This is a genomic window from Streptomyces buecherae (assembly GCF_014295035.1).
GTDB lineage: Bacteria > Actinomycetota > Actinomycetes > Streptomycetales > Streptomycetaceae > Streptomyces > Streptomyces youssoufiensis.
On sequence record NZ_CP060404.1, the window covers coordinates 4,558,330 to 4,578,793 of the forward strand.

General features: G+C 72.4%; 17 protein-coding genes, 1 tRNA gene and 1 other RNA gene. 16 read left to right on the plus strand and 3 right to left on the minus strand.

The features are described from left to right. Positions 1-266 precede the first annotated feature (266 nt). The 6 genes from H7H31_RS17650 to H7H31_RS17675 all read left to right on the plus strand — a co-directional run bounded on the left by H7H31_RS17650 (position 267) and on the right by H7H31_RS17675 (position 4,567). Positions 267-893, plus strand: coding sequence for a Crp/Fnr family transcriptional regulator (locus H7H31_RS17650; protein ID WP_187060139.1), 627 nt, complete (start codon positions 267-269; stop codon positions 891-893). Between the two features lie 168 nt (positions 894-1,061). Then, positions 1,062-1,910, plus strand: a complete 849-nt coding sequence (locus H7H31_RS17655; protein WP_187060140.1) for a hypothetical protein — start codon at positions 1,062-1,064, stop codon at positions 1,908-1,910. Beyond that, positions 1,907-2,368 carry a hypothetical protein gene (locus H7H31_RS17660; RefSeq protein WP_187117963.1) on the plus strand — a complete coding sequence of 154 codons (462 nt, stop codon included), beginning with the start codon at positions 1,907-1,909 and terminating at the stop codon, positions 2,366-2,368. Before H7H31_RS17655 ends, H7H31_RS17660 begins: the two co-directional genes overlap by 4 nt. Then, complete coding sequence (locus H7H31_RS17665) at positions 2,365-3,105, plus strand: hypothetical protein (RefSeq protein ID WP_187060319.1); 741 nt, start codon at positions 2,365-2,367, stop codon at positions 3,103-3,105. The genes H7H31_RS17660 and H7H31_RS17665 overlap by 4 nt, the downstream gene beginning before the upstream one ends. After that, complete coding sequence (locus H7H31_RS17670; protein ID WP_187060321.1) at positions 3,102-3,422, plus strand: helix-turn-helix domain-containing protein; 321 nt, start codon at positions 3,102-3,104, stop codon at positions 3,420-3,422. The genes H7H31_RS17665 and H7H31_RS17670 overlap by 4 nt, the downstream gene beginning before the upstream one ends. Continuing rightward, on the plus strand, positions 3,419-4,567 hold the full coding sequence (locus H7H31_RS17675) for a hypothetical protein (RefSeq protein ID WP_187060322.1): 1,149 nt from the start codon (positions 3,419-3,421) through the stop codon (positions 4,565-4,567). The genes H7H31_RS17670 and H7H31_RS17675 overlap by 4 nt, the downstream gene beginning before the upstream one ends. A gap of 144 nt (positions 4,568-4,711) precedes the next feature. Here the strand turns inward: H7H31_RS17675 and H7H31_RS17680 are convergent, their stop codons facing one another. From H7H31_RS17680 to H7H31_RS17690, 3 genes are all read right to left on the minus strand, one after another. Further along, the gene (locus tag H7H31_RS17680) at positions 4,712-5,233 is read right to left on the minus strand and encodes a DinB family protein (protein ID WP_187060324.1); all 522 of its coding nucleotides are present in this window, start codon (positions 5,231-5,233) and stop codon (positions 4,712-4,714) included. 425 nt (positions 5,234-5,658) lie between these two features. After that, positions 5,659-6,576, minus strand: a complete 918-nt coding sequence (locus H7H31_RS34005) for an excalibur calcium-binding domain-containing protein (protein ID WP_222624856.1) — start codon at positions 6,574-6,576, stop codon at positions 5,659-5,661. Between the two features lie 468 nt (positions 6,577-7,044). Then, positions 7,045-7,132, minus strand: a tRNA-Ser gene (locus H7H31_RS17690). Between the two features lie 109 nt (positions 7,133-7,241). On the opposite strand from H7H31_RS17690, the gene ffs reads away from it, so the two are divergent. The 10 genes from ffs (at position 7,242) to H7H31_RS17740 (ending at position 20,207) form a co-directional block, all read left to right on the plus strand. Continuing rightward, positions 7,242-7,340: signal recognition particle sRNA small type (gene ffs / locus H7H31_RS17695), an RNA gene on the plus strand. 153 nt (positions 7,341-7,493) lie between these two features. Then, a complete protein-coding gene (locus H7H31_RS17700; RefSeq protein ID WP_187061222.1) occupies positions 7,494-10,025 on the plus strand; it encodes a DNA polymerase III subunit gamma and tau in 2,532 nt (843 codons plus the stop codon). A 315-nt stretch (positions 10,026-10,340) separates the two neighbouring features. Beyond that, positions 10,341-10,676 (plus strand): YbaB/EbfC family nucleoid-associated protein, encoded by a 336-nt coding sequence (locus tag H7H31_RS17705; protein WP_176162665.1) that lies wholly within the window; start codon positions 10,341-10,343, stop codon positions 10,674-10,676. A gap of 442 nt (positions 10,677-11,118) precedes the next feature. Continuing rightward, positions 11,119-11,718 carry a recombination mediator RecR gene (gene recR / locus H7H31_RS17710; protein ID WP_176162664.1) on the plus strand — a complete coding sequence of 200 codons (600 nt, stop codon included), beginning with the start codon at positions 11,119-11,121 and terminating at the stop codon, positions 11,716-11,718. Beyond that, positions 11,711-12,379: a DUF5063 domain-containing protein gene (locus H7H31_RS17715; protein WP_176162663.1), complete on the plus strand. Its 669-nt coding sequence runs from the start codon at positions 11,711-11,713 to the stop codon at positions 12,377-12,379. The genes recR and H7H31_RS17715 overlap by 8 nt, the downstream gene beginning before the upstream one ends. A gap of 591 nt (positions 12,380-12,970) precedes the next feature. Continuing rightward, a complete protein-coding gene (locus H7H31_RS17720) occupies positions 12,971-14,242 on the plus strand; it encodes an aspartate kinase (RefSeq protein WP_176162662.1) in 1,272 nt (423 codons plus the stop codon). 68 nt (positions 14,243-14,310) lie between these two features. Continuing rightward, positions 14,311-15,399: an aspartate-semialdehyde dehydrogenase gene (locus tag H7H31_RS17725; protein ID WP_187061223.1), complete on the plus strand. Its 1,089-nt coding sequence runs from the start codon at positions 14,311-14,313 to the stop codon at positions 15,397-15,399. A 1,243-nt stretch (positions 15,400-16,642) separates the two neighbouring features. After that, a complete protein-coding gene (locus H7H31_RS17730) occupies positions 16,643-17,218 on the plus strand; it encodes a SigE family RNA polymerase sigma factor (RefSeq protein WP_222624680.1) in 576 nt (191 codons plus the stop codon). After that, positions 17,215-18,840: a hypothetical protein gene (locus tag H7H31_RS17735; protein ID WP_187059809.1), complete on the plus strand. Its 1,626-nt coding sequence runs from the start codon at positions 17,215-17,217 to the stop codon at positions 18,838-18,840. The genes H7H31_RS17730 and H7H31_RS17735 overlap by 4 nt, the downstream gene beginning before the upstream one ends. Positions 18,841-19,244: 404 nt before the next feature. After that, complete coding sequence (locus tag H7H31_RS17740) at positions 19,245-20,207, plus strand: SURF1 family protein (protein WP_187117964.1); 963 nt, start codon at positions 19,245-19,247, stop codon at positions 20,205-20,207. Positions 20,208-20,464 lie beyond the last annotated feature (257 nt).

A 20,464-nucleotide genomic window follows, 5' to 3' on the forward strand; every position in this document is an offset into this window, starting at 1 on the left:
TTCCGGGGGCGGAGAGGGTCCCCGTATCGCGTGGCGAGAATTCCGGTGACCGACAACCGGGGCCGGCGGGGCGCTGGGAAATAAAGCGCGCAAAACCGCGAATTGACCGGGCGGCGCATGGAGGCATGCGTGATATGGGGGGCGTGCGGGGCGCTGAAAGCTGCTCCCGCACGCCCTTTCGGTCGGCGCCGAGGGGGGAAATAATTTCCGTAGGGGCGGCGGAGTGGCCGGTTCGTCAGGTGATGAGAGGAAGCGAAGAGAAACCGATGGTCGTTGATCGTCGTTGGGACAGCATCTTCCGTTCGGGACGCACCGCGTCGTACCCGAAGGGCCAGCGCGTGTTTCTGAAAGGGCAGCCGGGGGGAAGCGTTCTCCGCGTGGTGAAGGGGTGGGTGCTGGTGACTGAACCAAACCCGGATGGCACCGACACGTTCCTGGAGATCCGTGGCCGTGGGCAACTCATCGGCGACGCGTCCGCGTTCTCGGGTGGGGTGCGGAACGCGAATGTGGAGGCCATCTGCAAGACCGTCGTCCAGGTCGTCGAAAGCGGGCGTTTCCTCGCCGACGTCGAGCGCCGCGACCTGATGAAGGACCTGTTGGTGCACGCCCAGGAACTGCACCGCCAGTCCAACGTCAGGGTCGGCGCCCGGGGCCTCGGCGTGCGGAGCAGCCTGAGTTGGCTACTCCTCGACCTGGCTCGTACGGCAGGCGAACCCCTCATCTCGGGAATTCCGCAAAAGACGCTCGCATTCGCCCTGGGCGTGACCCCACGGACGCTGTCCAACGCCGTCTCCATGTTGGAGCGGCGCGACGCCATCTCGGTTCGTTGGCCCGCTATCCGCATCCGTGACGAACGCGCGCTGCGGCAACTGGCGCGCTGCGGAGAAGATTAGGGCATCGCGCACATTCCCCGGCCGACAACGGCCGGGGAATGTGGCGGACATCACCGCCTCAGAGGGAAGTTCTTCCTTCGGGGAAAATCTTCCGCGCGGGATTCCCGGGGAGCGCCGACCATCGATTCGGCACACCCCAGTCGGACGCCTCCCGAAGGAGATTGCCGCATGACCAAAACCCCGCGTACCGGAATCCCGCACAGCAGCCCATTGCCGCCCCACTTCGGAATCGTCGCGGTCGACGCGATGGGTTCCACCCGACTCCCCTCCATCGCCCAGGGCCCGCTCAGCGCGACCATCACCGACCTCGTGCGGCGCGCCCTCGAAGCGGCCGAACTGGGGGACATGTCCCGGGAATTCGAGACGAACACCGGAGACGGCCTCTCCTTCGGCTGCGACCCGGCGTGGGTCCCGTACCTCGTGAGCCCCTTCGTCGACGAGTTGAACGCCCACCTGCTGCGGCACAACTTCGGGCCGCAGCAGCCCGTCCGGCTGCGGATGAGCCTCCACATCGGCCCGCTGCCCATCGCGCCGGGGCGGGCCGGCGACGGCAACGCGGCAGCGCGCGGCGAGAGCCAGCGACTGCTGGACTCCGAGCCCGTGCGCCGCCGCCTGAGGGAGACGGACCCGCGGGCCACCCCGCTCGTCGCGATCGTCTCCGACCGCGTCTACGACACGGTGGTCCGGGGCGGCTACTGCGGCCTGCCGCCCGCCCGCTTCACCGAGGTCCTGGCCGAGGTCGCGGGCAAGGACTTCCGGCAGACCGCCTGGATGTACGTACCGACCCCGTCCGGTGACATGCTCCGCCAGGTCGCCGCGACCAAGGACCCGGCAGCGTCCGGGCAGACCCCGGCAGTGCCGCACCAGGCACGGGGAGCCGCCGACCCCGCCCCGGCCGAGGCCGCGCCGCCGCCCGGCCGGCACCAGCACGTGGAGTCCGGCGTCGCCGTCATGGACTGCGTCGTCCGCGACCTCCACCACCACGCGGCACCCCGACAGGACTCCGACCGCCCGTGAGCGCCACGTCCGACGAGGACCGTCACGACCAGGGCTGCTCCCCGCGCTGCGGCGGAAGCCAGTACGTGGGCCACGGCGCCGCCATCAACGGGGCCTCCGCGCACCGCATCGTGGTCAACAACTTCGGGTTGCCCTACGCGCCGTCGTGCCCGCTCACCGCGCCGCCCGGCGGGCCGTCCCCCCTCGTCCGGGCCCTGGCCCTGGCCCGGGACCTGGCCGGCCGCATCGACGTGCTGGCCGGCCGCGTACACGCCACCACCGCCACGCTCCTCGCCCTCGTCCCCACCAGCGAGAACCCGCCACCGCCCCCCTCGCACCCACCAACCCCCGGCGACCCGCCTCCCACCGACCCACCTCCCGCCACCCAACCGAGCGCCGACCGCCGGAACGCCGAGCGCCGGAGGGCCGACCGTCCGAGCGCGGGCCACCTGAGGGTCGACCACTGGAGAAGCACGTGAACCTGCCGCACCACACCAGCCTGTTCGACTCCATCGAGGCGCACGTCGGCGCCCTCCCGGACGACGCCGGAGCCAGCACCCCCGGCCCCGCCGCACCCCGAACCGAACCGCTGCACCGGTGCGCGGCACGCGCCCTGGTGCACGGGCCGGCGCGCGACGGGGCGACGGCGCGGGCCATCTGGTCCGACGTCCTGGGCGAGGCCACCACGGCGCCGGCCCCCGGCGAGACCGCCACGCTGCTGGCCGTCTGGTACGCCCTGCCCCGACTGCGCCGCAGCGTATGGCGCATCACCCGCCGACTGCCGGCCGAGCGCGCCGACCTGGAGGCCGAGACCGTCCAGGGCCTGCTGGAGGGGCTGCCCACCGTGGACCCGCTCCGCGCCGGCGCCGCCGAGCGCGTGATGCGGCGCGCCGCGAGCCGTGCCTGGCGCTTCGCCCGCAGCACCTGGCACGAACGGGCCGTCCCGGACACCAGCCCGGTGTGGAACGCCCCCGCCGTCTCGTACGAGCAGACCGCCCCGGAGGGCTGGGCCGTCCACATCACCCCGCCCGACCGCGCCGACGGCCTCGCCGCCGCGCTGCGCTTCACCCAGTTCCGGCAGCGCGTCGAAGGCGAGCGCATCGGCGCCCTCGCCGATGGCCTCGGACTGCGGGAACTGGTCCACCGCGTTCGCCGCCCGAGCCCCGGGCGACCCATCGGCACCCTGACCCTTCACCCGCACGGGAGTCCGCGATGAGCCACACCCACCACACCCACCACACCCACCGAGTCCTGACCTTCGCCGAGGCGTTCGACCTCCCGACGGCCGTCAACCTGCCCACGGCGGCCCGCGCCTTCGCCGTCAGCCCCGGCACGGCCTACCGGCTGGTCCGCCAGGGCGACTTCCCCTGCCCGGTGCTCCGCGTCGGCGGCCAGTACCGCGTCCCGACCACCTGGCTGCTGCGGTCCCTCGGCATCGAGAGCCTCCCCGTCTACGCGGCGGACATCGAGGCGGGCGCCACCGCGTCCGCCCTGCTGACCAGCACGGACGCGGAACGGGAGGAGACCCTGTGAGCACCGGGCGCAACACCACGCCGGAGGAGCGACCGCCGACCCCGGCGCCGAGCTGCTTCGTGATCGGCCCCATCGGCGACAAGCACGCCGAACACGGCACCCCGGAGCGTCGGCTGTACGAGGAGTCGATGCGCGTGTACGAGGAGATCATCGTCGCGGCCTGCCGGGAACACCACATGACACCCGTACGCGCCGACACCCTCACCGACACCGGCGAGATCACCGAACAGGTCTACCGCCGACTCCAGCAGGACGACATCGTGATCGCCGACGTCAGCGGCGGCAACCCCAACGTCACCCTCGAACTCGGCTACCGGCTCGGCTGCAAACGGTCCGCCATCCTCATCGGCGAGAACGGCAACCTCCCCTTCAACATCCGCCAGTTGCGCACCATCCGCTTCCGGCGCAGCGAGGTCAGCCTCCACGAGGCCCGCGACCAGTTGAGCCGCGTCCTGGCAGCGGGCGTCGCCCAGGGCTTCGGCCCCGTCGCCGACCTCGGCGCGGCCACCCCACTCCCCGTACCCGGCGCCGAGGAGGCGACCGACGAGGAGCCCGACGCGCCCGGCCTCGTCGACCGCATGGCACAGGCCGAGGAACAGATGGACGCCGTCCTGGTGGACATCGAGGCGATGGGGGAGGCGCTGCACCAGATCGCCGCGGTCGTGTACGAGAGCACGCCGCAGATGGACGCCGTGACGGCGGCCAAGGGCTCGACGAGCGCCCGGCTCGTGGTCGTGGGGAACCTCGCGCGGAAGATGGCGGCGCCGGCCACCGCGCTGCGCGCGCACAGCGAGGCGTTCGCCGAGCGCATGGCGGACATCGAGGCGGGCATCCACGCGGCGTTCGACATGGCGGAGTCCCACCTCGGCGGCGAACTCGACGCCGACAACGAACACTTCCTCCACCAGATCATCGACATGGCCGAGTCCACGCGCGCGGCGGCCACGGAGGTCACCGAGTTCGGCGCCATGATGAAGACGTTCATCGGCTACTCCCGCGTGCTCCGCGGCCCCGGCGGCGACATCCTGGCCGCGATGCGCGTCGTCGCGTCCGTCCTCACCCGCGTCGACTCCCTGGAGGCCCGGGCCCGCGCCCTCCTCCCCGACCCCAGCACCCCACCCCGTACGACCCACCAACCGGCCTGACATCCGGCGCGGATACGTCGAAGGGCCCCGACCACGGATGGTCGGGGCCCCTTGCCACGTCATCCGGGACGCCTGCCCGTGGCGCCTGTCCGAGACGCCTGCCTGGGATGCCTGCCCGGAGCGCCGGTCCGCGTGCGCGGGCGGCTACCAGCCCCGCTCGCCGTCGAGGAGTTCCCGCAGCAGGTCCGCGTGCCCGGCGTGCCGACTGGTGTCCATCGTGACGTGCGCCATGGCCCAGCGCAGCGTGTAGTCGCCCGTCCGCTGGGCCCCGAAGCTGTCGAGCGGGAGGGACTCGATGACCTTGTCGCTGGCGTCGCAGGCCGCGCGGTAGCGGTCGAGCAGGTCGGCCAGGCGGTCGTGCTCGGCGACCCGCCAGTCGCCGTCCGGATCATCGGGCCCGAACGGCATCGGGTGCTCCTGGCCACCGAGGACGATGCCGAACCAGTGCCGCTCCACCGTGACCAGATGGCCGAGAATCCCGCCCACCGTCGTCTCCGACGGCACCAGCCTGGCGCGCAGTTGCTCCTCGGACAGCCCGGTCGCCTTGGCCACGACGGTCGCCCGGGCGAAACGCAACCAGGCCCACAACATGTCCTTCTCGCCGAGCTGGTGGCGGGGAATCCGGCGTTCCTCGGTGTGCGGAGCCACCGGGACGTGGTGCGCCATTGCTGGGACATCCTTTCGCTGAGCGGGTGCGGGGGCATCGGGAAGCGGACTGCGACGCCCGATAGGTCGGATACGACGGGTGGGCTGGATAGGTCGGATGGGCCGAATGGGCCGGATGGGCCACCACGGTGCCAGCCGAGGAACGCGCCGCCCGAGGGAAAGCACTCACCGGCCGACAGGTTCCACTTCGCACGCACCACGGACGCGACCGCACCGAATCCGAGGAGGATTCCCTCCTCGCTCTCCGTATCGATCCGTTCCGGATCGCCCGAACCGAGCGTAGCGCCCCGAAAGGGGCGCCCGACCGCCGCCAAGGGCGGTCTTGAGCCAGCTAGTTGACGGCGCCAGGCATCGAGATCAGGCCACCTCGGATGGAACCCCCGCCCCCGTCCCCCGGCGGCTCCACCCCGCCCGCCGCCCGCCGCTCAGCGATCGCAGGCGATCCCGTCGCCGTCGCGGTCCAGGCCCCGTCGGTACCCCGGCTGACCCTGCCGGATGGGGTCCGCCCCGGCCGCGCGGACGGCGGCGCAGTTCGCGTAGTAGACGCCGCCTCCTCCGGTGCTCCCGGAGGAGGACGAGCCGCCGGAGGCGGCCGACCCGTTGGAGCCGTCCGCGTCGCCGTCACCGGGGCTCGACACGTCGGGGTCCGGCACGTCGGGGTCCGGACGCGACCGGGTGCCCTCGCTCTCGGGGCAGGAGGCCCCCGGTTCGACCACCTTCAAAACGGCCGTGCGCGAGCCCGGATCGCGCACCTCCTCGCGCGCCTCGGGCTCCTGGAAACACACCGTCCAGTCATCAGGTTCGGCGGGCGGCGTGACGTCGGTGTAGGCGCCCTCGGCCGTGACGTCCGTGATCTTGATCTTCTCCACGGAGGCCGACGCCTCGTCGAACGTCTGGCCCACCACGTCCGGCATCTTCGGCCAGGGAACCGGCTCCCCGTCCGCGGCCGGGCAGGGCGCCCCCTTCCGCACGACCCCGAAGTCGAGGGTGGTCTTCGCCCCGCCCCGCTTGACCTCCGTCTGGAAGCACACACGCCAGTTGTCGGCGTCCCACTGCCCCGCGTCACCCTCCGAGGCATCGTGCGAGACGACACGGAACCCGTCCGCGTCGGCGGCCGTCTTCGCCTCCCGCAGGATCTTCCCGACGTACCTGGGTACGGCCTTCTCGCTCTCCCGAGGAGTCGGCGTCGCCCCGCTGGCACTGCGAGTCGGGGTGGGCGTGGTCGTCTCCTGAACGGTGGGCTTCGCCTTCGACTCCTCGTCGTCCGACGTGTCATCCGGGTCGGTGACGATGACCAGGACGAGCCAGAGCAGCGAGAGCACCGTCGCGACGATCTTCTTCACGCGACTCCACCGCGTAAGCCAGACCAGCACGACCCCGACGGGCGGCAGAAGGATCAGCAGGACGACGACGAGCACAGGATGCTGCCACCAACGTCTCGGAGGCGCTGGTGGCTGCGGGGCATACGGGTGCGGCGAGTGCATGGTGTTCCCGAGGAGAGGCGAGCGGAATTCAGCAGACGCGCGAGCGTACGGAGAGATTCGCTGCTCTCGCTGTCGAACGGGAGCGATTGGCTGGATTCGGCGGGCGGCTGATGCTCAGTGCCCTCTGCCCGATGCCTGTCGCCGGCTGGCTGCTTGGGCCGTGTCGGGTGAGTTGGGTGGTGAGTGGGCTGTGTGGCTGTGGCCGTGGCTGTGCCCGTGGTGGGTGGGGCGCGTTCGCGAGGGGGCTGCGCGGGACGGGGGTGGACAACGTCGAAGGGCCCCACCGCGAACGGTGGGGCCCTTCGACATCGTGCCCGGTGAGAGCACTGGCGGAGGATACGAGATTCGAACTCGTGAGGGGTTGCCCCCAACACGCTTTCCAAGCGTGCGCCCTAGGCCACTAGGCGAATCCTCCGCCGCAAACAATACAAGACCGCAAGCAGTGCTCGCGAACCCGATCCGGGGAGGGTGGGAGAGGGGAAGGGGGCGGTCCCGGGGAGGGGTCGGTATCCGCTAGGGTGGGGCTCAGCCCCTCACGTGGCGCTATCTCACCTAACTCCCCCAGGGCCGGAAGGCAGCAAGGGTAAGTGGGCTCTGGCGGGTGCGTGGGGGGCGCTTGCGTTGGCGGGGGCGGGGGCGGGCGCGGGGGCGCGTGAGGGTGTGATCAGTGCCTCAGTCGGGATTTCGGCCGGCCCGGGGCGCCGGCGGCGCCGGGTGGCGGTCCGCGGGCTGCGGACGCGGGTCGGTTGTCAGTGCGGGCCGATATCGTCGTATGCGTGTCGTCCCTCGCGCTTTACCGTCGCTACCGCCCCGAGACCTTCGCCGAGGTCATCGGGCAGGAGCATGTCACCAGCCCGTTGCAGCAGGCGCTGCGGAACAACCGGGTCAACCACGCGTATCTGTTCAGTGGGCCGCGCGGCTGTGGCAAGACGACGAGCGCGCGCATCCTCGCCCGCTGTCTGAACTGTGAGCAGGGTCCGACGCCGACGCCCTGCGGCACGTGTCAGTCCTGTCAGGACCTGGCGCGCAACGGGCCCGGTTCGATCGACGTCATCGAGATCGACGCCGCTTCGCACGGTGGCGTGGACGACGCGCGTGACCTGCGGGAGAAGGCGTTCTTCGGGCCGGCCTCCAGCCGGTACAAGATCTACATCATCGACGAGGCGCACATGGTCACCTCGGCGGGCTTCAACGCCCTGCTGAAGGTGGTCGAGGAGCCGCCGGAGCACCTCAAGTTCATCTTCGCGACGACCGAGCCCGAGAAGGTCATCGGGACGATCCGGTCGCGTACGCACCACTACCCCTTCCGACTCGTGCCGCCCGGGACGCTGCGCGAGTACCTGGCCGAGGTCTGTGGGCGCGAGGACATCCCGATCGAGGACGGGGTGCTGCCCCTGGTCGTGCGGGCCGGGGCCGGGTCGGTGCGTGACTCGATGTCCGTCATGGACCAGCTCCTCGCCGGCGCGGCCGAGGACGGCGTGACGTACGCCATGGCGACCTCCCTGCTCGGGTACACGGACGGCACGCTGCTGGACGCGGTCGTGGACGCGTTCGCGGCGGACGACGGGGCCGCGGCGTTCGAGGTGGTGGACCGCGTCATCGAGGGCGGCAACGACCCGCGGCGGTTCGTCGCCGACCTGCTGGAACGGCTGCGCGACCTGGTGATTCTCGCGGCGGTGCCCGACGCGGCGACCAAGGGACTCATCGACGCCCCCGCGGACGTGATCGAGCGGATGCAGGCGCAGGCGTCGGTGTTCGGCGCGGCCGAGCTGAGCCGCGCCGCCGACCTGGTCAACGAGGGGCTCACGGAGATGCGTGGGGCGACCTCGCCCCGGTTGCAGTTGGAGCTCATCTGCGCGCGGGTGCTGCTGCCCGCCGCCTTCGACGACGAGCGCTCGGTGCAGGCCCGGCTGGACAAGCTGGAGCGGAGCGCGATGACCAATGGCATCGTCGGCGCTCCCGCCGGCGCGCCGCCGATGGGGTACGTGCCGGGGCCCGAGGGCCACGGCGTTCCCGCTCCGGCGCAGCCGATGGCGCCCCCGGCCCCAGCACCCGTGCCCCCGGCCCCCGTGCCAGGCCCCGCACCCGTCGCCGGGCAGCCCGGCCCTGCCGGGGGCGGTGCGAGTGGCGCGCCCGGTAGCTGGCCCGCGGCGGCCGGGGCCGGTCAGCCGCCCGCCGCCGACCAGGGTCAGACCGGCCCCGCCGGCCCGGGCCCGGCCGATGGCGCGGGCCAGCCCGGTGGGCAGCCGGCCGGTGACCAGCGTCCGGGGGCCTGGCCCACGCGCGCGGGCGCGGGCCGCCCGGCCGGCGCCTGGCCCGGGACCGGGGGGACGACCGGCGCGCAGTCCGGCGCGGGCGGTGGCGCGGGCAGCGCGGGCGGTGGTGCGTACGGGGCGCCGGCGGGCGGCGGCGCGCCGGCCGGTCCGGCCGCTCCGGCGAACGGTGCGGGCCCTGCGGGAGGTGCCGCGCCCGGCGCCGCGCCCCAGGGGGGAGACGCGGGTCAGGGCGCCGCGCAGGTGCGCGCGATGTGGCCCGACATCCTGGAGGCGGTGAAGAACCAGCGCCGCTTCACCTGGATCTTGCTGAGCCAGAACGCGCAGGTCACGGGCTTCGACGGCACCACGCTCCAGGTGGGTTTCTCCAACGCGGGGGCTCGCGACAGCTTCGTCGCCGGCGGCAGCGAGGACGTGCTGCGCCAGGCGCTGAACAGCCGGTTCGGCGTGCAGTGGCGGATCGAGGCCGTCGTCGACCCCTCGGGCGGCGCGGGACAGGCCCCGGCCGCCGGGCCCGGCGCCGGCCCTGGCGGGTTCGGCGCGAGTGGTGGCTTCGGCGGTGGCGGCTTCACCCCGGGCCCGGGCGCGGGTCCGGGTGCGGGCGGCGGTGGGTTCGGGTCGGGCGCGCCGGCCGCCCCGCCCCGACAGGCACCTCAGCCGCCGGCAGCCCCCGGCGACGGCGGCCAGGGCGGGGCCGGCCCAACGGGCGCGGGCGGCTCCGGCGGGCCCGGGCCGGGCGGCGGCCCGGGGGGCGCGGGCGGCCCGAGACCCGGCGGCGAGGGAGTCCAGCGCGCCCGACAGGCCGCCGCGTCCGGTGCGGCGGGCGCGACGGGCGGCCCCGGTGCGGGCGGCGCGGCGCTGGGCGGCGCGGGCGGCGGCAGCGCGTACGGAGAGGGCCCGCCCACGCCCGTGGCGCCGGAGTACGACATGCCGGCCGAGGACGATCCGGACCTGGTCGAGAACGCGCTCAGTGGCTACGACCTCATCGTGCGCGAGCTCGGCGCGACCGTCATCGAAGAGATCGCCAATGAGTAGCGCGTAGCGCGGAGAAGTGAGTGAGCAGCGCGTGGGTGGGGGCGGCGAGGCGCCGCTGCCCAGCCCCACGTGGGCGCTCCCCGGGCTAGCCCGCGGGCGCTGCCCCGACCCACCGCGGGCCCAGCCCGGGTCCCGCGGCATCGCGCGGGGGCCGCGTGCCCCGGCCCCGTACCCCCGTTCCCGCCGCGCGGAGCGGCCCGCACCCGTGGTCGTACTGCTGCCTCTGGCCTCCTCCGTACGGCGTAGGGCGTGGGAACCGCCGAACACGTAGGCTCGGGCTACTGAACATGTTCGTCTACAGCCAGGAGCGAGCCCGTGATTCCCGGTGGCGGCCAGCCCAACATGCAGCAGTTGCTGCAGCAGGCGCAGAAGATGCAGCAGGACCTCGCGGCGGCTCAGGAGGAGCTGGCGCGGACGCCGGTCGAGGGTTCGGCGGGTGGTGGTCTGGTCAAGGCCACGGTGACCGGGGGCGGCGAGCTCCAGGGCCTGGTCATTGACCCGAAGGCGGTGGACCCTGAAGACACGGAGACCCTCGCGGACCTGGTCGTCGCCGCGGTCCGGGACGCCAACCAGTCCGCGCAGGAGCTCCAGCAGCAGAAGCTCGGGCCGCTCGCTCAGGGGCTCGGCGGGATGCCCGGGCTCCCCTTCTAACGCGTTCCCCGCGCCCGTACTCTTCGATCCGCCAGCCGAACCCCGGCGATCCGGCCAGGGTGCTCGACCCGGGGCCCGTTGCGGCCTCGGCCGCGGGCCCTGGGCGGCGGCCGGATCGGCGCCCCCGGCGCCCCGGCCCCGAGGGAGCGGAGCGGCCCGTGCGGCCCCCCGCCCCGAGGGACCCGACCCACGGCTCCTCCTCAACTTGATACGTCTCGCGACAGGACGTCCGGCACGTCGTTCGACGCGTCGTGCGGTACGTCTTCCGTCGAGCGAGGCCGGCCCCGGCCCCGCTCCCGAACCGTTCCCGCACCGCGTCCGGACCGCTCCGGTCCGGTAACGGCCCCGGCCGGCCGTGCTCCGTACAGGATGCGTACAGGCCGCCGACACACCAGCCACATCAGCCACTGACAGAGATACACACAGAAGGAGGAGGCGTTCCGTGTACGAAGGCGTGGTCCAGGACCTCATCGACGAGTTGGGCAGGCTTCCCGGCGTCGGTCCCAAGAGCGCGCAGCGGATCGCTTTCCACATCCTGCAGGCTGAGCCGACCGACGTACGTCGCCTGGCGCACGCCCTGACCGAGGTCAAGGCGAAGGTGCGGTTCTGCGCGGTGTGCGGCAACGTCGCCGAGGCCGAGCAGTGCCGTGTCTGTCTCGATCCGCGCCGCGATGTCGCGGTCATCTGCGTCGTGGAAGAGCCGAAGGACGTCGTCGCGATCGAGCGGACGCGTGAGTTCCGCGGCCGGTACCACGTGCTCGGCGGGGCGATCAGCCCCATCGAGGGCGTCGGCCCGGACGACCTACGGATACGGGAACTGCTGACCAGGCTCGCGGACGGCGCCGTCACCGAGCTGATTCTGGCCACCGATCCCAACCTCGAAGGGGAGGCCACCGCCACGTACCTCGCGCGCATGGTGAAGCCCATGGGCCTGAGGGTCACGCGGCTGGCGAGCGGCCTGCCCGTCGGGGGAGACCTGGAGTACGCCGACGAGGTCACGCTGGGACGTGCCTTCGAAGGGAGAAGACTTCTCGATGTCTGACGCAACGCTGCACGACAGCCACCACGACCCGGCCGACTTCGCGGTCCAGATCTCCGACCAGATCGAAAGCTTCATCGTCGCGGTCACGGAGGTCGCCAAGGGGGACGAACCGGACAGCGCGGTTCCCTTCCTGCTCCTGGAGATCTCGCAGTTGCTCCTCGCGGGCGGGCGGCTCGGCGCCCACGAGGACTTCGTACCGGACGAGCGCTACGAGCCCGACGTCGGCCCCGAGCCGGACGTGGACGACCTGCGCGAACGGTTCGCCACGCTGCTCGACCCGATCGACGTGTACTCCGAGGTCTTCGACCCGTACGTGCCGCGCTCGCAGCCGGTCGCCTGCCGCATCTCCGACGACCTCGCCGACATCATCACCGACCTGCGGCACGGCATGGCGCACTACCGCGACGGCCGCGTCAGCGAGGCGCTGTGGTGGTGGCAGTTCTCCTACCTGTCGAACTGGGGCACCACCGCGTCCGCCGCGTTGCGTGCCCTTCAGTCGCTCGTCGCGCACGTCCGCCTGGACAGCCCGCTCGACGAGCTCGACGGCCTGGACACGGACAGCAACGCCGACGGCGACGACGAGCTGGCCGAGGAAGCGGGGCGGGTGATGGCCGCGGAGATCGCCGCCCCGCTCGGCCTGCCGTCCTCCGCGCACGGGTAGGCGCACCCGTAGGCGCGTCTGTAAGTACGTTTGTGGGCGCGCGGGTAGGCGTGGCTGTGAGCACGTTCGTGGACGCACCCTTAGGCACGGCGGGGACGCCTGTGGCAGGCCCGCTGGCCGGGGCCGGATCGCCGGCCGGCGGGCCGTCGCCCGTCAGCCGGCTGGCCCGGCGGCAACCGGCCCCGGGCGCCATCGGCCCCGGGCGCAACGCCGGCCTCGGGTGCGGCCTTGGCCCCGGGTGCCGGCTGGTCGGTGGTGGCCGTGCGCGTGGCTGGTTCACCCGCCGTACGTCCGCATTTCGGTGCGGGGCCGGCGGCGCGACACCCGGATGGGTGGTATTTCGGCCGCCTGGGTGTGGCCGTCGCATTGTGACCTGAATTACGTTCCTGTGTGCCCACGTGTGAAGCGGGCAGGGTTGCTCGCTGAGCGGGTGAGTGTGGGTGCGTCCTGCCTGATCATGAAGTGAGTTATGTGTCTCGCTATGTGATATTGGGAGGGCTTATCCGACTTGCTCGTTAGACTGAGCCGACCGCAGTTCCCCCTGGTGGGGGTCTGGGGGATGACCCCAGAAGAGACAAGCGAGGAGCGCACGTGGGCCTTGTCGTGCAGAAGTACGGCGGCTCCTCCGTTGCGGATGCCGAGGGCATCAAGCGCGTCGCCAAGCGAATTGTGGAAGCCAAGAAGAACGGCCACCAGGTGGTCGTCGTGGTTTCCGCGATGGGCGACACTACGGACGAGTTGATCGACCTCGCTCAGCAGGTTTCACCGATTCCTGCCGGGCGTGAGTTCGACATGTTGCTGACCGCTGGAGAGCGCATCTCCATGGCGTTGCTGGCGATGGCGATCAAAAACCTCGGCCACGAAGCGCTGTCCTTCACGGGCAGCCAGGCAGGTGTCATTACCGACTCGGTCCACAACAAAGCGCGCATCATCGACGTCACGCCCGGTCGCATCCGGGACGCGCTCGATCAGGGCGCGGTGGCGATCGTGGCCGGATTCCAGGGTGTCTCCCAGGTCAAGAAGGACATCACCACGCTCGGCCGCGGTGGCTCGGACACGACCGCCGTCGCGCTGGCGGCGGCGCTCGACGCCGAGGTGTGCGAGATCTACACCGACGTGGACGGCGTCTTCACCGCCGACCCGCGCGTGGTGAAGAAGGCGCGCAAGATAGTCGATATCGCGTTCGAAGACATGCTCGAACTCGCGGCCAGTGGCTCCAAGGTGCTGCACCTGCGCTGTGTCGAGTACGCCCGTCGCTACAACATCCCCATCCACGTTCGGTCGTCGTTCTCCGGCCACGTGGGCACCTGGGTGCGGAACAAGCCCGAAGGAGAAGAAGGCATGGAGCAGGCGATCATCTCCGGGGTGGCCCACGACACGTCGGAGGCCAAGATCACGGTCGTCGGCGTGCCGGACAAGCCCGGCGAGGCCGCTGCCATCTTCCGTACGATCTCGGACGCCCAGCTCAACATCGACATGGTGGTGCAGAACGTCTCCGCCGCGTCCACCGGGCTGACCGACATCTCCTTCACGCTGCCGAAGACCGACGGCCACAAGGCCATGGAGGCGCTCACCAAGGCGCAGCCCGAGATCGGCTTCGACTCGCTGCGCTACGACGACCAGATCGCCAAGATCTCGCTGGTCGGCGCGGGCATGCGGACCAACCCCGGGGTGACGGCGACCTTCTTCGAGGCGCTGTCGAACGCCGGCGTGAACATCGAGCTGATCTCCACCTCCGAGATCCGCATCTCGGTCGTGACCCGGCAGGACGAGGTCAAGGACGCGGTGCGCGCGGTGCACAGCGCGTTCGGCCTCGACAGTGAGAGCGACGAAGCCGTCGTGTACGGCGGCACCGGGCGATGACCGGTGCCGGCGGCGGACGTGGTGAGAGTGGTGTGAACGTGGTGAGTGGTGTGGGAGGCGTGACGAGCGTGAGTGGCGACAGCGGTGCCGCGGGTCGTGCGGGCAAGCCGACCCTGGCCGTCGTCGGCGCGACCGGCGCCGTCGGCACGGTCATGCTCGGCATCCTCTCGGAGCGGGCGGACATCTGGGGCGAGATCCGACTGATCGCCTCACCGCGTTCGGCGGGCCGCAAGCTCACCGTGCGCGGCGAGGAGGTCGAGGTCGTCGCGCTGAGCGAGGAGGCGTTCGAGGGCGTCGACGTCGCGATGTTCGACGTACCGGACGAGGTCTCCGCGCAGTGGGCGCCGATCGCCGCGGCCAAGGGCGCGGTGGCGGTCGACAACTCCGGCGCCTTCCGTATGGACCCGGACGTTCCGCTCGTCGTCCCCGAGGTCAACGCGCACGCCGCGCGCGTACGCCCGCGCGGCATCATCTCGAACCCCAACTGCACCACCCTGTCGATGATCGTCGCGATGGGTGCGCTGCACGCCGAGTTCGGGCTGAGCGAACTGATCGTCTCCTCGTACCAGGCCGTTTCCGGCGCGGGCAAGGAGGGCGTGGACACCCTCCGCGCACAGCTCGCCAAGGTCGCCGGTACGGAGCTGGGCACGCAGCCCGGCGACGTGCGTCGCGCGGTCGGCGACACCGGCCCCTTCCCCGGGCCGATGGCGCTGAACGTGGTGCCCTTCGCCGGCTCGCTCAAGGAAGACGGCTGGACCTCGGAGGAGCTGAAGGTCCGCAACGAGTCCCGCAAGATCCTCGGACTGCCCGAGCTGCGCGTCACCGCGACCTGCGTCCGGGTGCCCGTGATCACGACCCACTCGCTGACCGTGCACGCGCGGTTCGAGAACGAGGTCACGGTGCCGGCCGCGCACGAGATCCTGGCCAGCGCGCCGGGCGTGGTGCTGTGCGACAACCCGGCCGAGGGCGAGTTCCCGACCCCCGCCGACGTCGTGGGCACCGACCCCACCTGGGTGGGCCGCGTGCGCCGCTCGATGGACGACCCGAAGGCGCTCGAACTGTTCGTCTGCGGCGACAACCTGCGCAAGGGCGCGGCGCTGAACACGGCCCAGATCGCCGAGGTCGTGGCCGCGGAACTGACCGCCAGCCGTAACTGATCTTTTGCCCAAGCTGATCTGCTGCTGAAGCTGATCTCCTGACGAAGCTGATCGTCCGCCGAAGTCGGTCGACGGTCGGAGTCGGCCGAGGGTCGGAGTCGCGGTCCTGCCGACACCGAGTGGCAGCCGAAACCGGCCATTGGTCGGAACTGACCGAGTCGGCCCTGACCGACAGCCGGAACTGACCGAAGCCGACACCAGCCGAGCCGCCGCTGACCAGCGCTGCCCCTGACGAACAGTCAACGACGGGACAGCCGCCGACCGACGGCCGGTGGCCCACGGGCCATCGGCCGCAAGCCCCCGCCAGTTCCTCCGCCTCGCGACGCACCACACCGCGAGGCGGACGCGCAGCGGGGGCCGTGGTCTTTGCGGCGCCATACGTCGCTACGCGTTGCCGAGCGCGCCCTCGTCGTGGTCCCGCCACTGTGTCCGGCCGGCGCGCCCGTCGCGGAGCGCGTACGCCGTGGGCCCGCCTGGCGCCGGTGAGTTCGGCGTACGTCCCTGGTGAGGGCCGTACGGCTGGTTCGGGGTGCCGGGGTCGGTCGCGGTGTGCGGGCGTTCGGCCGCGCGGTGCGGGAGGCCGGGTTCGTGCGGCGGACGGTGCGGGGGGTGGCGCGTGGTGCGTTGCAGCTGTGAACGGGGTTCGTGTGGGTTCGGGGCTGGCGGCGCGGTGCGCGTGAGCGGTTCTCCGCGTGGGTGATGTGGGAGGTGTGGGGCGTGTGGGAGGTGGGGGGCTGTAGAAGCCCAGCCGGTGGGGGGCGGGGGTGCGGTGCGGGTGCGTGCGGGCGGTGCCGGTGCTGTGGGTGTTGCTGCCGAGGGTGGGGTGCGTACAGGGGGTGAGGGCGACCCGTGTGAGGGGCGACCTCAAGGGGTGGGGCGGTGCGGGGGCGTCCGCTGGCCTGCGGTACAACATGTGAAGATTTCGTGGCCGAATGACGGGGTCGCCTCGCTTGATCTGCGACATCATTTTGTTCGAGTATTCGCTCTCCGCTCGCCGCAACCACGGGTCGCGGGGGAGCGTCTTCGTCACCGCCCCTCACGGGCGCTGTTACAAATGGGGCATTGAGGGAGGGTCGTTGCGCATGGGGGCAACTGCGGCATTGCTCGGAACGGCGCCTCGCGCGTACAACCCTGACGGGGGGAAGCGTGTCCAACAGGCGTGGCAGAGGTACTTGGCATCGCAACAGCCCTGGGGGGCGGCAGCGCAGCAGTGCGCCCGCCGCGCCCGCGTACCTCTGGCGGTATGCCGGTGATCGCGCCGTGGCCAGCCGCTCGTCCCGTCCAAGTACCTTCACAGCGCGGGGACATTGACGAGGCGATGGCAGCGGGCACCACAGTCGATCACCTCACCGAGACCTATCGCGCCCATTACCGGTCGCTGCTCGGTCTCGCCGCGCTGCTTTTGGACGATACGGCGTCGTGTGAGGACGTTGTCCAAGAGGCGTTCATACGCGTCCATTCCGCGCGCAATCGCGTACGCGAGCCGGAAAAGACGCTCGCCTATTTGCGCCAGACCGTCGTCAATCTTTCCCGCTCCGCATTGCGCCGCCGCATTCTCGGGCTGAAGCTGCTTTCGAAGCCCATGCCCGACATGGCGAGTGCCGAAGAGGGCGCGTACGAACTGCTGGAGCGCGACCAACTGATCCAGGCGATGCGTGGACTGCAGCGCCGGCAGCGCGAGGTGCTGGTGTTGCGCTATTTCGCCGACATGACCGAAGCGCAGGTCGCGGAAACCCTCGGAATATCGCTGGGTTCGGTCAAGGCGTACGGATCGCGCGGTATAGCGGCGCTTCGCGTCGCCATGGAGGCCCCGGCATGAACCACGAGCACGCGAGGCCGGGTGGGTCCGACCGGCAGGATCGTCATGGCCGTTACGAGACCCACGAGGCGGCCGTCGCCGCTGAGAACTCTTCCGACGAACCGGGCGGTACGGCGGGTTCGGCCGCTGGCCCCGACGCCGAGGAGCGCACCGCCGGCGGGCCCGAAGGAGCCTCCGCCGAGGACGCCCCCGAACCACCCACCCCGGCCGACACTCCGCGCGACACCGCGCAGGCCGGCGACCAGCCCGAGGCCGGCTCCACCTGGGTCGACCGGCCCGCGTCGGAAGAGCCAGAGTCCGCCGGGCTAGGGGCACGCCGACCCGAGTCCGAGCAACGACCTACAGCCGAGCTGCCGGTGGCGGGGCAGTCGGCGGCGGGGCGGCCCGCACCCGTAGAGGAGCAGGCCGGCGCCGCGCGTATCGAGGCCGAGCGATGTGAGCGGTCCGAGGCCGAGCGCGCCGAGAGCGCGGGCGGCATGGGCGGTGGTGGTGGCGGGGCGAGTGTGGGCCGGTCCGCCGACGCGTCGGCCGAGCCCGAGACGGCTGGGGAAGAGTTCGGCGGCGGGTTGGCGGGGCTCGGCGGAGAGTTGGACGAACAAGCCCTGCGCCGCATGCTCCAGGGCGCCGTGGAGAACCTGGAGCCGACCCCGGAGGCGCTCGATCACCTGCGCCGCGCCGTACCGGCCCGTCGTACGCGCCGCCGCCAGGCACTCGTCGGCGCGGCCGCCGCCATCGTGCTCGGCGGGGCGGCGATCCCCGCCTTCGTGCACGTGACCGCCATCGGCGACGACTCGCACGGCCGCCCGGCCAACGCCGCGAGCAGCGAGCGCACCCCCGAAGCGGTAACCGGCGGCCACCACGGCGAGGGCGGTCCGAAGGACGAGCAGTCGAAGCGGCCGTCCGAGAAGGACAAGGAAAAGGCGAAAGAAGACAAGAAGGAAAAGAAGAAGGACAAGCCCACTCCGCGGCCCACCCACTCCGTCGCCCCGCCCCCGCTCAACCCGTCGAGCACCCTGGCCGCCACCTCGCCGACCTGCGCCAGGGACCAACTCGGCGACGGCGGGAGCAGCGCGAGCGCGGCCGACGCGGAGGGCCAGGTGTACGGCTCGTTCCGCGTCGTCAACACCTCGGGCGACCCCTGCACCGTCGAGGGCAGCGGCGTCGTCGGCGCGATGGCCCAGGGCGCGGCCGACCCGTCCAGCGTCCAGGTCGTCGACCACACGGTGGGCGACCCGGCCACCCAGTTGCCCCCGCCCTCGGCCGCCACCGAGGAGCTCATCCTGCAGCCCGGCCAGGCGTACGAGGTGCGGTACGCCTGGATTCCCACCCCGGGCGGCGGCGCCTCGGGGTGCGCCGACACCAGTACGCCGAGCCCCACGCCGACGACCGGGGAGCCCCAGAAGACCCCGGTGGAGGGCCCGCCGGCCTCCGAGGCACCCGGCGACACCGCGGGCCCTGGCAGCGGCACCGGTGGCGGCGGTGGCGGCGAGGAACCCGCCCCCCCGTCGAGCGTGGTCATCAGCCACACACCGGACGCGGGCGACCCCGTGGTGGCCAGCGCCACCGTCCCCGAGGCGTGCGCCGGCACCGTCTACCACACCGGAGCCCTGCCCAGCCCGTAGGGCGAGCGGCGACGCCGGCCCGTTCGCGGGCCGTGGTGTGTCCTGTGTCGGCGGCTGTGACCTTGGTCTGTGTCGGCTGGCGGGGGAGTGCGGCGACGCTGGCCTGGTGCTGGGCCGTATCGCTGGATCGGGTCACTGACCCGTAGCGCCCGCCGGAGGGCGATGGGGTGCCTCGTGGGTGGGTGCTGGGCGGGATGGCGGGGGAGGGCGGTTGTCGGCTCGTCTGTATTGTCTCTCCCCCCCCGGGGGCCCTCCCCCCTCCCCCCTCCCCTCCCCTCCCCCCTCCCCTCCCCTCCCCCCTCCCCTCCCCTCCCCCCTCCCCGCCCCGCCTCCCGCCCCCTCCGAACCCCGGTGGCCGAGGCCCCTCCTGCTTCCTCCGCGGTGCCAGCCCGTACCGTGGTGGTGTGTATCGGTTTCTGCTGACGCCCCGGTGGTGGGGGATCAACGTCTTCGCCGCGCTGAGCATCCCGCTGTGCCTGTTCATGGGTAGCTGGCAGCTCGGCCGCTTCGAGTCGCGGGTGGACTCGCACCAGGAGCAGCAGGACCACGCCGCCGAGGCGGAGTCGGCTGCCGTCGCCCCCCTCGACGAACTGCTGCCCGTGACCACGGAGACCTCGGGCCGGCAGGCCAGGGCGGTCGGACGGTACGACGCCGCGCGGCAGTTGCTCGTCCCGGACCGTTCGCTGGACGACCGCGAGGGCTTCTACGTCCTCACGCTGCTGCGCATCGACGGCGACCGTGCCCTGCCCGTCGTACGAGGCTGGCTGCCCGGCGACGCGGACTCCCCGGTGGACCGGGCCAAGGTCCCCGCCGTACCGGCCGGCGAGGTCACCGTGGTCGGTGCGCTCCAGGCGTCGGAACACAGCACCAGCAACGGCGTCCAGGCACGCGGCGGCCTGCCGAAGGGGCAGCTCGGCATGATCAGCGCGGCGACGCTGGTCAACCTCGTGCCGTACGACGTGCACAACGCGTGGGTCACCGTCACAAAGGCCGCCGCCCCGCTGGAGCCCGTGCCGCCGGCCGCGGCCGAGGGCACCGGGCTCGACCTGAAGGCGTTCCAGAACCTGGGCTACACCGGTGAGTGGTTCGTCTTCGCTGGCTTCGTCATCTTCATGTGGTTCCGGCTCTTCCGCCGCGAGGTGGAGCACGCCCGCGACGTGGCCTTGGGTATCGTCCCTCCTTCCGATGATTCCGGACCCGGCCCCTCCGACGGACCGGACAGCCCCGACGACCCCGGCCCCGCCGCCCACGACGCCGCCTCGCCCGACCCGACCCCGGAGGCGTCAGCCCCGGAGCGGCGACCCGACCAGGGCCGCGCGCCGGAGTCGGCGCCCGCCCCCGAGGCGGCCGGGGCGACCCGCGGCTGACGGGCTCCACCCGGCCCTGGACGCGCGGGGCTGCCCTCGCGCCGCGCACCGTCCCTCGTGTCGCGCCGCGCACCGTGGCCCGCCCCCCGGCGGGCGCACCGGTTCCGCGCGGGTACCGCTGACCCACGGCGCGCCCGGGTCCACGGCGTACCGCCGGCCCGCAGCACGCCGCTCGCCCGCCAGCCCCCCGCGTCCCGTCCGCGCGCCGCTCGTCCATCGGGCGACGGGCCGGGCCGGCGGTATGTCCCGCCGTCCCG